We start from the raw sequence: 13,980 nt of genomic DNA on the forward strand, positions 1-13,980 counted from the left end.
CCCATTGCGGCGGCCCACGCTCCAAAGCCGGAGTGAGGGCACACCGAGCCTAGGCGAGGTGCCGAGTGTTGGGGCGAAGACCTTTTGGTTACTTTTGGGTCTTTCCAAAAGTGACCCGCTGTAAGAGCGGAACCATAGGCAGCCGTTACCGCAGCAACGGATATGTACTCCACCCCAACAAAAGCGGTCGCCCAAAGGCCGCCACGGAACCAAGCGCCCTCACCACAGACCGCTGAAAAAAATTATGCAGATACTTATGCCCCGATGGCAGCAGCTCAGCTACAGATGCATCCACTGACACTACTTCATCGCGGCAAGTCGAACCGTCGCACCGCCCCTCCCACATTTTTAACCGTGCACACCCGCCCTACTCCAGTTGGCTCCAACGCCAACCCCATGGCATTTGCTGCTGCCCCCCAACCCCAATTAAGTAGTAACTGTGGTCTCGCCCCGCACACCGCGAGGAATCTACCGAATATTCCCGGCCCTCTTGCCAGCCTCCAACCCAGGTGGGATACAAGCAACCTGACACCGCCAAAACAACGCTCCACGGAGGCTCGCCATGTCCGCCCTGCCACACCCCACTTATCTCTACCGCGCAATGACCGCAGCCGATCTGCCGGCCGCCCACGATTTGTCGGTGCAACTCAAATGGCCTCACCGCCTGGAAGACTGGGCAATGTTGCAACGGGTCAGCGACGGCTTCGTGGTCATGGATGGCGAGCGGCTGATCGGCAGCGCGTTCACCTGCCCCCAGGGCGACTACGCCACCATCGGCCTGGTGATCGTCAGCAATGACTACCAGGGCCAGGGCATCGGCCGGCGCTTGATGGAGAAGGCCATTGCCGCCTGCGATACGCGCACGCCGGTCCTCAACGCCACCCTTGCCGGCGCGCCGTTGTATGCCAGCCAGGGGTTCGTCGAGTTCGGCCGGGTGCAGCAGCATCAGGGCCAGGCGTTGGTGCCCGCCCTGCCGACGCTGGCCGACGGCGATACCTGCCGGGCGCTTAACGCCGATGATCACGCCAACCTGCTCGCGCTGGCCAAGGCCGCCAGCGGTATGGATCGCCGTGAAGTGCTGCGTGACCTGCAGGTGGAGCACGCCGTGGGTATCGAACGCGACGGCCGGCTACGCGGCTTCGCCCTGCTGCGGCCGTTTGGGCGTGGGCGTTGCATCGGCCCGGTGGTGGCGGAAAATATCGAGCAGGCCAAGTACCTGATAGCCACCTTGCTGGCCCAGGTGCCGGACACCTTTGTGCGCATCGACATTCCCGTCGCCTGCGGCCTCAGCGACTGGCTCGAACAGGCCGGCCTGAAGAACATCGACACCGTCGCGCAAATGGCCCTGGGTACGCCGCCCCAAGCCAGCCAAGGCGTCCACCCCTTTGCCCTGATCACCCAGGCGATCGGCTGACTTTTCTCCCGGAGCACTCCCCATGTCATCTCCCCGTATCCTGCTGTTGGCACGCGCCGACGGCAGCCGCGTTGCCACGTCTTTCAACCAGGCCGCCTTGAGCGCGCTGGACCCGTTCGGCGACAGCCGCCAACTCGCCTGGATGGGCGACGATGGCGTGTCAGCCGGCGTGGTGTCCTTCAGCGGCGAAGCGGTGATCGAAGAGTTCCCCCACAGCGAAACGCTGGTGGTACATGCAGGCCATGTCGTGCTCAGTGACGCGGAACAGACCTTGGAATTGGACGTCGGCGCCAGCGCCGTCATCGGCTTCGGCACACGCCTCACGGTGCAGGCCAGTGCAGGCAGCGAATGGGCGTTCTGCGCAGTCGAGCAGGCCGATGCCCCGGTGTGCCCCGGCCTGACCCTGCTCGAGCCGCACACTCTGCTCAACTCCTCCGCCGCGCCGGAACCCCAGATACTGATCGGCCCTACCCCGCAGTGCCGCGCCCTCAACCTGTTCGACGATGCCGTGACCGAGCTGCGCGTCGGCATCTGGGACTCGACGCCCTACGCCCGCCACGGCCGCCCGCACAAACTGCATGAATTGATGCACCTGCTCGAAGGCCGCGTCACCCTGCTGGATAACGAAGGTGGCGAGGTCACGGTGAATACCGGCGACACCGTGTTCGTGGCCAAGGGCGCGCCCTGCGCCTGGACCAGTACGGTGTACGTGCGCAAGGTCTACGCGGTGAAGTGACTCAGGCCTTCAACGCCTCTTCCAGAAACGCCACCAACGCCTGTACGCGCGGGCTGCGCAGTTTGCGCGACGGCACCAGCAGCAGCACCGGTGCGCTGTCAAAGCTCCAGTCCGCCAACACACGTACCAGGCTGCCGCTGGCCACGGCGTCACTCACGTCCCACTGCGAACGCAGCACCAGACCCAAGCCTTGCTCGGCCCAACGCCGGGCAACGCTGCCATCGTTGCTCAACAACGCAGGTTCCACGCGCAGGGTCTTGCGGCCCTGGCCTTTGCGCAGGTGCCACAGGGTCACGTCCTCATCATTTTCCCGAATGCAGATGCAGCGATGAGACGCCAGCTCATCCGGCGCAGACGGCACGCCGTGGGCGTGCAGGTAGGCCGGGCTGGCGCACAACCAACGCTCGTTTGGTGTCAGTGGCCGCGCGGTCCACAAGCTGTCATTCAGATGGCCGATATGAACCACCGCATCGCTGTCATGGCGATCGGGCCAGGGCGTCTCGCGCAAATCCAGATGCAAACACAGCTGCGGGTGCAGTTTGGCAAACCGCGCCAACAGCGGTGCGATGCGCTGGCGGCCATAGCCAAACGGCGCCGCCACCCTCAAGGTGCCCACCAGGGTTTCATCCTTGTGCCGGAACGACTCCGGCAGCGCCTCAAGCTGTTCCAGCAACAGCGCGCTCTCCCGCGAAAACCGCTCGCCATCCGCCGTCAGGCTGAGGCGCCGCGCATCGCGATTGGCCAGGCTCAGCCCGAGCAGCGTCTCCAACTTGCGCAGGCGCATGGACAACGCCGGCGGCGACACATTCAGGGTGCGGGCGGCGGCGCTCAGCGACTCCGAGCGGGCCAGGGTCACGGCAAGGCGCAGGTCTTCGATGGAAATCATTCAATTTTACTTAATGATTGATGAGTACCGATTGAACCACAGGTTAACGACAGCTGAGTAGAGTGCAGCCTGTCCCCCGCCACACGAGTTCCGCCATGCCCACGCCGATTGCTTCCCTCGACACGCCCGCCGCGCTCGTCGACATCCCGCAGATGCAGCGCAATATCCAGCGCATGCAAGAGCGCATGAACAGCCTGGGCGTGCGTTTGCGCCCGCATATCAAGACCAGCAAGTGCCTGCCGGTGATCCACGCCCAGATCGCCGCCGGAGCCAGCGGTGTCACAGTGTCCACCCTCAAGGAAGCCGAGCATTGTTTCGCCGCCGGCATCCGCGATGTGTTCTACGCCGTGGCCATCGCCCCGGGCAAACTGCCCCAGGCCCTGGCCCTGTGGCGCAAAGGCTGCAACCTCAGCCTGCTCACCGACAGCGTCCCGGGCGCCGAGGCCATCGTCGCTTTCGCACAGCAGCATGACGCACGCTTCGACGTGTGGATCGAAATCGATTGCGACGGCCATCGCTCCGGCCTGGCCGCGCAGGACCCGGTACTAATCGACGTCGCCTGCATCCTCAGCAAGGGCGGCCTGCACCTGCGTGGCGTGATGACCCACGCCGGCTCGAGTTACGAGCTGGACAGCCTTGAACCCCTGCAAGCGCTGGCCGAACAGGAACGCGCACTTTGCGTACACGCCGCAGACACCCTCCGCGCAGCCGGGCTGGCGTGCCCCGAGGTCAGCATCGGCTCCACTCCCACGGCCCTCTCGGCGCTGAACCTGGACGGCGTCACCGAAGTGCGCGCAGGTGTATATGTGTTCTTCGACCTGGTCATGCGCAACATCGGCGTGTGCCAGGCCGACGAGTTGGCGCTGAGCGTACTGACCACCGTGATCGGCCATCAGCCGGACAAAGGCTGGATCATCACCGACGCCGGTTGGATGGCCATGAGCCGTGACCGTGGCACCCAGCGCCAGCACCAGGACTTCGGTTACGGCCAAGTGTGCAGCGAAGCGGGCGACTGGATCGACGGCGCGCGGGTCACCGCTGCCAACCAGGAACACGGCATCGTCAGCCTGGGCGCTGCCCACAGTGACGCGCTTGTCACGCGCTTTCCCATCGGCAGTCGGCTGCGCATCCTGCCCAACCATGCCTGTGCCACCGGCGCGCAGTTCCCGGATTATCACGCGGTGGAGGCCGATGGCAGCGTGCACACCTGGAGTCGCCTGCATGGCTGGTAATCGCATCCACTTGATTCATAGCCCCCACGCGGCACCGCCGGGCGGGCACTATTCCCAGGCGGTGGCACACGGCGGCGTGCTGTATGTGTCGGGGCAACTGCCGGTACGCGCCAATGGCGAGCACAGCGCCGGGCAACCGTTCGCGGTGCAAGCCTCGCTTGCCCTGGATAACCTGGTGGCGATCCTCGGTGAAGCGGGCCTGAGCCTCGGTGACCTGCTCAAAGTGACGGTCTACGTGGTCGGCATCGAACACTGGCCCGCCTTCGACCGGATCTACGCGTGCTACCTGGGTGAACATAAACCGGCCCGCGCCGTGGTGCCCGTGCCGGTGTTGCACCATGGCTACCTGATCGAAATCGAAGCGGTGGCCCGTGCCACACAGGAGCAGCCTGCATGAACCCGCAAAAAAGCGCTGTGCTGATCATCGGTGGCGGCATCATGGGCGCCTCGTCGGCGTTTTTCCTGCGCCGCCGCGGTTGCTCGGTCACGCTGCTCGAACGCGACCAGATCGGTCAGTACGCCAGCGGTGTGAACTTCGGCAATGTGCGCCGCCAGGGCCGCTACCTGGGGCAACTGGAGTTGGCCAACCGTTCGTGGGCGCTGTGGAAACGCCTGCCGGAGTTGATCGACGACGACCTGGAATTTATCCCCAGCGGCCACATGCGCGTGTGCTATCGCGAAGATGAAATCGCCGAACTGGAGGCCTACGCCGCTGCGCCGGAAGCCGCGCAACTGGACCTGAAAATCTATCGCGGCGCCGAGTTGCACCAGCGTTTCGGTTTCCTCGGCCCCGAGGTGAAAGGCGGCTCCTATGCGCCCCACGACGGCCACGCCAACCCCCGCCTGGCCGCGCCGGCGTTTGCCCGCGCCGCACAGCGCCTCGGGGCGCGAATTGAGGAAAAAACCGAAGTCGCCGACGTGGAAAAGGTCAACGGCCTGTTCCACGTCACCACCACCGACGGTCAGTTGTTTGTTGCCGAGCAACTGTTGATTACCGCCGGTGCCTGGGCCGCGCGCCTGTCCGAGCGCTTCGGCGAGCCGGTGCCGCTGGAGCCCAACGGCCCGCAGATGTCGGTGACGGAACCGGTGCCCTACGCCTTGCCCACCGTGATCGGCGTGTTCACCAAGATCAAGGAAGAGGTGATCTACTTCCGCCAGATCCCGCGCGGCAACATCATCATTGGCGGCGGCGCCCGCTGCACGCCGGACATGCTCAACCGCCGCGCGTTTTTCAAGCCCGAGAGCCTGCTCAACCAGATGCGCCAGATGAAACGGCTCTTACCGGGCGCCGAGAAACTGAACATCATCCGAGTGTGGAGCGGCATCGAAAGCTATACACCCGACTCCCTGCCGGTGATGGGCCCCAGCGGCAGCGTGGACGGGCTGTTTTATGCCTTCGGCTTCTGCGGCCACGGCTTCCAGCTCGGCCCGGGCGTGGGGGATGTGATGGCCGAACTGATCAGCACCGGCAGCACCAGCACCTTGATCAGCCCGTTCGATATCCGGCGCTTTACCCAACCTTCGACGGTGCCGGCAAACGCCCCCACCACAGGAAAACTCATATGAGCCTCACCCGCCTGCCGGATTCAGCAGATTATCCCTTGCAGCGTTGAATAACGGCATCTTTGCGCGGGAGCCTTTTGCTAGCTTATCCGGACACCGGGCCGTGCTGTTTGCAGCGCCTATTACCGCTCCAGGGAGCCAGTTGGATGACAACTCAATCTTCAAACAGCTACAGCGTTGATGCGCAAACGGCTCACCAGTTTTACATCAACGGTCGTTGGACGTCCCCGGCGATCCCGGCGACGCTGCCGGTGGTCAACCCGGCCACTGAAGCCGTGGTTGCCGAGGTGGCACGCGGGTCTGCCGAGGATGTCGACCGGGCCGTTGCGGCGGCACGCGGGGCGTTCGCAGGTTGGTCTGCAACCCCGGCTGCTGCGAGAGCCCAGGTGCTGGGGAACATCCACGAACTGATCCTTGAACGCAAAGAGCAGCTGGCACAGGCGCTGTCCCTGGAAATGGGCGCGGCCATCGGTTTTGCGCGGGCGATGCAAGTGCCGCTGGCGGCCGAACACGTGCGGGTCGCCCGTGACCTGCTGTCCAGCTATCGCTTCCAGACTGTGGAAGGCGGCACCGCAATCGAGCGCGAGCCCATCGGCGTGTGCGGGCTGATCACGCCGTGGAACTGGCCGCTGTATCAAATCACCGCAAAAGTCGCCCCGGCCATCGCCGCAGGCTGCACCGTGGTGTTGAAACCCAGCGAACTGTCGCCATTGAGCGCTCTGCTGTTTGCCCAACTGGTGCATGACGCCGGCCTGCCGCCTGGGGTGTTCAACCTGGTGAACGGCAGCGGTGCCGACGTCGGCGCGGCCATGGCCGCCCATGGGGATATCGACATGATTTCCATCACCGGCTCCAACCGCGCGGGCGCATTGGTTGCCCAGGCGGCCGCGCCGACAGTCAAGCGGGTCACCCAGGAATTGGGGGGCAAGTCGCCGAACGTGCTGCTGCCCGACGCCGACTTCGCCAAGGCTGTGCCGCTGGGGGTGATGTCGGCGTTTCGCAACGTCGGCCAGTCGTGCAGCGCGCCGACCCGCATGATCGTGCCGAGAAACCGCCTGGCCGAAGTCGAAGCCCTGGCGGCGGCTACCGCGAATGCACTGATCGTCGGCGACCCGCAATCGGAACAGACACAGTTGGGCCCCATTGCCAACGAAGCCCAGTTTCATCGCGTCCAGGCCATGATCCAGGCCGGCCTCGACGAGGGCGCCAAACTGGTGTGCGGTGGGCCGGGACGGGCGGCGGGTTTTGACAAGGGCTTCTATACACGGCCGACGGTTTTCTCCGACGTGGACAACGCCATGCGCATTGCCCAGGAGGAAATATTCGGGCCGGTGCTGTGCATCATTGCCTATGACACGGTGGATGAAGCCGTCGCCATCGCCAACGACACGGTGTACGGGCTGGGCGCCCACGTTCAGGGGCAAGACCTTGATCTTGCGCGGGCGGTGGCTTCGCGTATACGGGCGGGCCAGGTGCACCTGAACCATCCGGCGTGGAATCCGATGGCGCCGTTTGGGGGCTACAAACGCTCGGGGAATGGGCGGGAGTATGGGGTGCAGGGGTTTGAGGAGTATCTGGAAACCAAGGCGATTATCGGGTTTGGCGAGTGAGTGATGGGCCTTTATCAAGATCAAAATAACTTATTGATTTTAAAGGGTTAAATTTTCACTCTAAAATCTTGAGTCTTGCATAAACAATTTCAGGCGACCGCATTCTTGTGGTGAGCGGGCTTGTCCCGCGCTGGGCTGCGAAGCAGCCCCAGTCAAGAAGAACGCGGTGTATCAGACACTCTGTAGAGGCTGGTTTTGGGGCTGCTTCGCAGCCCAGCGCGGGACAAGCCCGCTCACCACAGGGAGATGTGTCAGGGTTTAAAAAGTTGTGTCAGTACCTATGCCCTCTCAGCGCATCACACCTTGACGTTCTGCCGGATATTCCAGCCAAATTTCACCGGCCCGCCGTCCTTGGCACCATCGGCCTTCTGCGGCTGATAGCTGACGTCGACGGTGGCGAAGTTCAAGGCGATGCTGTCGTACAACACATCATCGGTCGTTTCAGCGCGGGTGCTGTAGGACACCACCATGACCTCCTTCAAGGTGATCACCAGATATTCCACCGGGCTGGCTCCGCCGGCCTTGCGCACCACCAATTTGGCTTCGGGGTAATGCTTGCCGGTGGCGCAGGCCATCATCAGGTTGGGGCTGGATTTATCCAGGGGTTTGGTCAGGTTCAGGTTGGCAAAGTCGGCCTTGCCCGAGCCGCCTCCCGTGCCGGAATGCATCGAGCCCGTTTGCGATAAACCCCAGCCCCAGTTGGTAATGTCGATCTCGTCACGATGGGCCTGGTCCCGCGATTCACCCTTGATATCGCCCAGTTTCAAAAACATATCGACTGCCATGTTGGCTCCTTGTCCTGTGGTCCGCCGGAAGTGACGTGGGGCGCACTTTTCCTCAATCGGGAGCGGGCCTACAAGACGTCAAAGTCGCGTCAGGAAGTGCCCGACTGCAAATGGCGAAGCTTCCGACACTCATCCCAGTCGCGGCGTCTTTACTCTCTCAACTCCCAAAAAAAGGAGTTCAGGAATGACCGTCGCCCTGTTCAAGGATGGATTCCCATCAGCCCACCGCACTACACGCCAACGCATTGAAAGCAGCCTCGACCTGCGGCGGTTGTTTTTCGCCATAGACGCCGACCCGACGTTGATCGGCGCGGGGGTGGTGTATATCGATGGGGATTTCAACGTGGTGGTACTGCGTGAGTTCCAGGCGATTTGCAGTGTGCGGCCGATCAAGGTGGTGCTGCGGGAAGCGCCGAGGTATGTGGGGCCGGTGGAGTTCAAGCGGATGTTGGAGCATGAGCCTCGGGAGTCGAGGTTGGCGGTGGAAGCTATAAATACGGCAATTGCATGCACCGGAGTAGTGTTGAGTTGGATGGTCATTGCGAGTGGGGCTGCGCTGATGCCTTTTACAGCTGGGGCTAGCTCGATAATTTCGTTTATCGGTAAAGCTGCTGCCGTTGCAAGTACAGTTCAATGCATCGGTGGCGCTTTACGTACAGCATCGGAGTTAGCCTTTCCAGAGGTTAATGACTACTTGGATAACGAGACGTGGTATGAGGCCGCAACAGCAGTGTTGGACGGTATTGCTTTGATGGGTGTTGCCAGCTCGGCATTCGTCACCGTGAAAGTCGTCACAACGACCACAAAAGTAACCGGAAAAACAGCTAGGCAAGTGCTTAGAGGGATGACACGGCAAGAACGGAAAAAATTGAACAATGAGCTGCTTAAAATCCGAGATCCAAGACTAACGACCAAGTTGCTCAAGCTGGAAAAAGCCTCCGGCAATGTGGCCAAACGTATCAGCGCTATTCAAATGCAGCGTGCAACTGCCGCGCACAAAATGGATATAGCTGCGGCCTTGCTCGGCTTTACCAGCAGTACAGTCTCTGGAAACATAAGAACTCTGGCGTTGGGCATCTACGAGGAAGTTAACCAGTGAGCCAACAACGGAAGATAAAAGGCCAATATTACTCATCACTCTTTATTGAGGATCCTTGGCAACTCCTCAAGCGGTTCATGCCCGTGATTGGAGGTGATGCATTGGCAGGATGTTTCTCGATCGCGTTGACAACGATCTTGGCGATGCTTACGTATTTGCCTACTCACCCCGTAGATTTTGTCGCCAAGACATGTTTTTTCAGCGCCGCGGGCTTGGGCGCAGTATTCGCCCTGGCCAAATACGAAGTGCTCTACGGCCGCATCCATTGGGTATGGATAAACGTCGCGATCTACCTCCTTTGCCTGCTGATATCCCTACCCGCCATTCTCTGGCGCCCCAATACCTATCTCTATGCACTGGCCCTGCTCTGCCCACTTGTCGGCCTGCTCATTCTCAACAGCAACCGCTGCCGCGAACTGCGGCAAAAGTCGGTGGAGTTACGCCACACACGCCTAGCCATTATCGCGACCCTGAAACAACAGGGCCGCTGGAAATGGTGGTGACTCTCAGGCCGCCTCGCTCCTTGCCGCCGTATGCCGATTCACCGGCACCGGCAAGCCCAGATGCCCACGCAACGTGCTGTGGCTGTACTCACGGCGAAACAACCCACGCTCGCGCAACAATGGCAGCACCTGGTCGGTAAACCGCGCAAAGTCATCCGGCGCGCCGACGTGGATATTGAACCCATCCACCGCACCTTCGACAAACCAGCGTTCGATCTCGTCGGCCACGGTCTTGGACGAGCCGACAAAGCTGGAAAACGGCTTGGCAAAACGCAACGCCGCCTCGCGCAGGGTAAGGCGCTGGTCGCGGGCGACTTGCTTGATGTTTTCGGCATGCCCGCGATAGCCGTTGCTGCCCAGGTCGCCCAGGTCCGGGAAGGGTTCGTCCAGCGGGTACTGGCTGAAGTCGTGGTAGTTGAACGGCCGCCCCAACTGCACCAGGGCCTTGTTCAAATCCAGCTCGCCATTGCGTTCGCGGTCGATGGCCTGGGCCTGTTCGTCGGTGTCGGCAATGATCGGCGAAATGCCCGGCAGGATGGTCACGTGGTCGGGGTTGCGTCCGGCAGCGGCGGTGCGTTGTTTGATGTCGCGGTAGTAGGCCTGGGCGTCTTCGAAGTTGCCCACGCCGGCAAAAATGCCCTCGGCATAGTTGGCCGCCAGGCTGCGTCCGGATTCGGAAATACCCGCCTGGAAAATCACCGGCTGGCCCTGGGCTGAGCGCGCGATATTCAACGGCCCGGTCACCGAGAAGAACTCGCCATGGTGATCCAGGCGATGCTGGCGTTGCGGGTCAAGGAACACGCCGCTGGCCTTGTCGCGCACGAAGGCGTCGTCCTCGTAGGAATCCCACAGCCCCTGCACCACCTCCAGGTGCTCGGCCGCGCGGCGATAGCGCTCGGTGTGGTCGATATGCTGCTCACGGCCGAAGTTGCCGGCCGCGCCTTCCAGGCCGGTGGTGACCACGTTCCAGCCGGCACGGCCGCCGCTGATCAGGTCCAGGGAGGCAAACTGGCGGGCGACGTTGAAGGGTTCGGTATAGGACGTGGTCAGGGTGGCCACCAGGCCGATCTTCGAGGTGGCGCCGGCCACGGCCGAGAGCAGGGTCAGCGGCTCCAGGCGGTTGAGAAAGTGCGGTGCCGAATCCGGGGTGATGTAGGGGCTGTCGACGATGAACACCAGGTCGAACTTCGCTGCTTCCGCCTGTTGCGCCTGGGTGCGGTACCAATTGATGTCCACACTGGCATCGCCGGGGATTTGCGGGTGCAACCATTCGTTTTGCGCGGTGCCGACGCCGGTGAGGATGGCACCGAGCCTGAGTTGCCGGGGTAAATGGGACATCACGATATTCCTCCGTGGATGGCAGCGACGCTGACCTGTGGAGGAGGACCATAAGGCCCATCGACAGGCTTGTGAAATGCTTTGTGGATCTATGCTAATCATTAAAAATAATGATCAAAACAATAGAAGATATTCCACAAACACATAATCAACCCAGCGCGCGCCTATCAGCAGGCTGACCCGATCGAGGCGCACCGCCCACCAAGCCGTTTGTTAAATCGAGGCGTTAGGCCTAATATCGCAAGTTATACCTTGCATAAAAATGCCAAGGCTTGCACATCCCCCCAGCCCGCATATTCGAAGGAGTGGCATGCAGATGAAAGAATCCAAAGAAGTGTACGAACGCATCAGTGAACAGTTCGAGGATTTCACCGCCAGGGCCTCTCAGCGCAAGGTCGAGGTCGACACCTTTCGCAGCATGGTCGGTCATATCGAGGGCCTGCATATCCTGGACCTGGCGTGTGGGCATGGCTTCTTCAGTCGCCAGTTGAAAGACTGGGGGGCCGCCAAGGTACATGGCGTGGATATTTCCGAAAACATGATTTACCAGGCACGGCAAGCCAACGACGGTATCGCCTACGAAGTGCGGGATGTGGCGAAGATGGGCCGTATCGGCGCCTACGACATGGTGACGGCGGCCTGGCTCTTCAACTATGCCAGCAGTGTCGACGAACTGAGCAAGATGTTTCAGTCGGCGGCCGACAACCTGAAGCCCGGTGGTCAATTGGTGGCCTACACCGCCAACCCGTCGTTCGAACTGCAAAAAGGCAATTTCACTCGCTACGGGATTGAGGTGTTCGATGAAACCCCGGTCGCCGGCGGGTTTCGCTGCAATGCGCAATTCATGTCATCGCCCCCCGCACCGTTTACCTACTACCGCTGGGAGCAAGGCGTGTACGAAGAAGCCGCACGGGTGGCCGGTTTCAACCAGCTCACCTGGGTCGCCCCGCTGATCAGCGAACACAGCCGCACCACCATGGGGGCGGGGTACTGGCAACTGTTCGAGCGCAACAGCCTGCAGATCGGTTTGACCTGCCGCAAATAATCACGCCGGGGCGGCGACCGGGCGCAATCGCACCCGGATGTCCGCCCCCACCAGGCACTGCTCGATGATCGACAAGGGTTGCGCCTGGCCCAGATCGGTCAAGCCATCCAGCGCCAGCAACGGCCGTGCATCACTGCCCAGGAACAGCGGGGCGATGTAGACCAGCCATTCATCCACCAGGCCTGCCGCCGCAAAGGCGCCACACAATACCGGGCCGGCCTCGACCTGGACCTCGTTGCACCCCTCCTCAGCCAGGACCGTCATGACCTCTCGCAGGTCAAGCCCTTCGCCGTCCACCCCGACCTGCCGGAAACGCACACCCGCAGGGGGTGGGTGCGCCGGCTGGACGCCGGGGCCATGAAACACCAGGGTCGGTGCCGCACCATCCAGCACATGGGCCTGGGCATCGCCCTTGAGATGCTGGTCGAGCACCACCCGCAGCGGAACGGAAAACGCCGCGTGCGGGTCGGGCAGGCGCACCGTCAGGCGCGGGTTGTCCGCCAGCAGCGTGCCGCTGCCGGTGAGCACCGCGCAGGCCCGGGCGCGCCACACTTGTACATCGTCCCGGGCCTCGGGCGAAGTGATCCATTTGGATTGCCCGTTACCCAGGGCCGTGCGCCCGTCCAGGCTCATGGCCAGCTTGACCCTCAGCCACGGCCGCTTGCGCTCGGTACGCGAGAAAAACCCCTGGTTCAACTCGCGCGCCTCCGGACACGGCAAGTGTTCGACCAGCACCCCCGCCGCCTCAAGCCGCTCAATGCCATGATGCTCATGCTGGGAGCGGTCGACACTGGCGATCACCACTCGCGCCACGCCGGCCCTGATCAACGCGTCGGCACAAGGCGGCGTGCGCCCATGACCGCCGCACGGCTCCAGGGTGACATAGGCGGTGGCGCCCCGCGCATCGACGCCCGCCTCGCGCAGGGCATTGACTTCGGCGTGTGCCTGCCCCGCCCACTCGTGCCAGCCCTGGCCAAGCAGCAGGTCGCCCTTGGCGATCACGCAACCGACCCGCGGGTTCGGCGCCGTGGTAAAGGCGCCGCGGTCAGCCAGTTTCAGGGCGAGCCGCATGAAGTGCATGTCGCGCGCCAGCGCCAGGCTCATGTGCGAACCAGCGCCAACAGGTACACCGCCTCACCATGCTGGCGCTCGATTACCACCAGGTCCTGCCAAGTGAAACCAAACGCTTCCAGGGTGTCGCGCACGCCCTGCTCGGTGAAGAAATAACCTTGACGCTGGTTATCCATCTCGCGCCAGCCCGGCTCCGGGTTGCTCGCGTCGACGCCGAAGACGTTGAGCCCGATCAACGCGCCAGGGCGCGCGTACTGGCGGATATTGGCCAGGTAACGGCTCCACTCATCCGGATGCTGGTGATGGAAGCAGCCATTGTCGAGTACGCCGTCAAACACCTCTCCTGCCGGTGGCTGCCAATCCTGCAGGGCGCTGCACACCAGGCTGAGACGCTCGCCCCAGCGTTTGCGCAGCAGCGGCCAGCTGGAATTCTCGACGATGTCCAGGCCGGTCACCCGGTGTCCTGCCAGGATGAACTCCGAGGCATCCCGCGCACGGCCGACGCCCACGTCGAGGATGTGCTGGTCCGGCGTCGGCCCCAGTGCCTCGAGGAAGACCCGGGCGGCCTTGGCCATGCCGATGTCCCAGGACCACTCATCTTCACCATGGCTGTAGCGGTGGACAAATGAGGTGTCGAGCGCCCGGCGGTACGTCGATACGTCCATGAATTGCGCTTGCTTGCTCATATCAGGCGGTCC

14 protein-coding genes are annotated in these 13,980 nt (G+C 62.5%); 9 read left to right on the plus strand and 5 right to left on the minus strand.

The genetic code is table 11. The annotated features are described in order from the left end of the window. The first annotated feature begins 562 nt into the window (after positions 1 to 562). Together AC07OP_RS29190 and AC07OP_RS29195 are read left to right on the plus strand one after the other, a co-directional pair. Entirely contained in the window at positions 563 to 1,414 is an 852-nt protein-coding gene (locus AC07OP_RS29190; protein WP_495101182.1) for a GNAT family N-acetyltransferase, read from the plus strand. Positions 1,415 to 1,436: 22 nt separating this feature from the next. Then, complete coding sequence (locus tag AC07OP_RS29195; protein ID WP_495101183.1) at positions 1,437 to 2,150, plus strand: cupin domain-containing protein; 714 nt, start codon at positions 1,437 to 1,439, stop codon at positions 2,148 to 2,150. A 1-nt stretch (position 2,151) separates the two neighbouring features. Here AC07OP_RS29195 and AC07OP_RS29200 read toward each other — a convergent pair whose 3' ends face one another. Continuing rightward, positions 2,152 to 3,036: a LysR family transcriptional regulator gene (locus AC07OP_RS29200; RefSeq protein ID WP_495101184.1), complete on the minus strand. Its 885-nt coding sequence runs from the start codon at positions 3,034 to 3,036 to the stop codon at positions 2,152 to 2,154. A 95-nt stretch (positions 3,037 to 3,131) separates the two neighbouring features. On the opposite strand from AC07OP_RS29200, the gene AC07OP_RS29205 reads away from it, so the two are divergent. The 4 genes from AC07OP_RS29205 (at position 3,132) to AC07OP_RS29220 (ending at position 7,441) form a co-directional block, all read left to right on the plus strand. Next, positions 3,132 to 4,268 (plus strand): DSD1 family PLP-dependent enzyme, encoded by a 1,137-nt coding sequence (locus AC07OP_RS29205; protein ID WP_495101185.1) that lies wholly within the window; start codon positions 3,132 to 3,134, stop codon positions 4,266 to 4,268. Then, entirely contained in the window at positions 4,258 to 4,665 is a 408-nt protein-coding gene (locus tag AC07OP_RS29210) for a RidA family protein (protein WP_495101186.1), read from the plus strand. Before AC07OP_RS29205 ends, AC07OP_RS29210 begins: the two co-directional genes overlap by 11 nt. Continuing rightward, positions 4,662 to 5,834: an NAD(P)/FAD-dependent oxidoreductase gene (locus tag AC07OP_RS29215; protein WP_141606830.1), complete on the plus strand. Its 1,173-nt coding sequence runs from the start codon at positions 4,662 to 4,664 to the stop codon at positions 5,832 to 5,834. Before AC07OP_RS29210 ends, AC07OP_RS29215 begins: the two co-directional genes overlap by 4 nt. Positions 5,835 to 5,977: 143 nt before the next feature. Then, positions 5,978 to 7,441 (plus strand): aldehyde dehydrogenase family protein, encoded by a 1,464-nt coding sequence (locus AC07OP_RS29220; RefSeq protein ID WP_495101187.1) that lies wholly within the window; start codon positions 5,978 to 5,980, stop codon positions 7,439 to 7,441. A 296-nt stretch (positions 7,442 to 7,737) separates the two neighbouring features. Here the strand turns inward: AC07OP_RS29220 and AC07OP_RS29225 are convergent, their stop codons facing one another. After that, entirely contained in the window at positions 7,738 to 8,226 is a 489-nt protein-coding gene (locus tag AC07OP_RS29225) for an Hcp family type VI secretion system effector (RefSeq protein ID WP_141155538.1), read from the minus strand. Positions 8,227 to 8,410: 184 nt separating this feature from the next. Between AC07OP_RS29225 and ssp4 the strand changes: the two genes are divergently transcribed. Next, positions 8,411 to 9,325, plus strand: coding sequence for an Ssp4 family T6SS effector (gene ssp4 / locus AC07OP_RS29230; protein WP_495101188.1), 915 nt, complete (start codon positions 8,411 to 8,413; stop codon positions 9,323 to 9,325). After that, a complete protein-coding gene (locus tag AC07OP_RS29235; RefSeq protein ID WP_495101189.1) occupies positions 9,322 to 9,828 on the plus strand; it encodes a hypothetical protein in 507 nt (168 codons plus the stop codon). The genes ssp4 and AC07OP_RS29235 overlap by 4 nt, the downstream gene beginning before the upstream one ends. 3 nt (positions 9,829 to 9,831) lie before the next feature. On the opposite strand, the gene AC07OP_RS29240 is transcribed toward AC07OP_RS29235, so the two are convergent. Next, positions 9,832 to 11,166, minus strand: coding sequence for an LLM class flavin-dependent oxidoreductase (locus tag AC07OP_RS29240; RefSeq protein ID WP_495101190.1), 1,335 nt, complete (start codon positions 11,164 to 11,166; stop codon positions 9,832 to 9,834). A gap of 316 nt (positions 11,167 to 11,482) precedes the next feature. Here AC07OP_RS29240 and AC07OP_RS29245 point away from each other — a divergent pair, with 316 nt between their 5' ends. Beyond that, positions 11,483 to 12,211, plus strand: a complete 729-nt coding sequence (locus tag AC07OP_RS29245; RefSeq protein ID WP_495101191.1) for a class I SAM-dependent methyltransferase — start codon at positions 11,483 to 11,485, stop codon at positions 12,209 to 12,211. On the opposite strand, the gene ribD is transcribed toward AC07OP_RS29245, so the two are convergent. Together ribD and AC07OP_RS29255 are read right to left on the minus strand one after the other, a co-directional pair. Further along, positions 12,212 to 13,315 (minus strand): bifunctional diaminohydroxyphosphoribosylaminopyrimidine deaminase/5-amino-6-(5-phosphoribosylamino)uracil reductase RibD, encoded by a 1,104-nt coding sequence (gene ribD / locus AC07OP_RS29250; RefSeq protein WP_227451416.1) that lies wholly within the window; start codon positions 13,313 to 13,315, stop codon positions 12,212 to 12,214. Further along, positions 13,312 to 13,968 (minus strand): SAM-dependent methyltransferase, encoded by a 657-nt coding sequence (locus AC07OP_RS29255; protein WP_057722505.1) that lies wholly within the window; start codon positions 13,966 to 13,968, stop codon positions 13,312 to 13,314. The genes ribD and AC07OP_RS29255 overlap by 4 nt, the downstream gene beginning before the upstream one ends. Positions 13,969 to 13,980 lie beyond the last annotated feature (12 nt).

The organism is Pseudomonas sp. GW821-FHT09D08 (genome assembly GCF_059416305.1).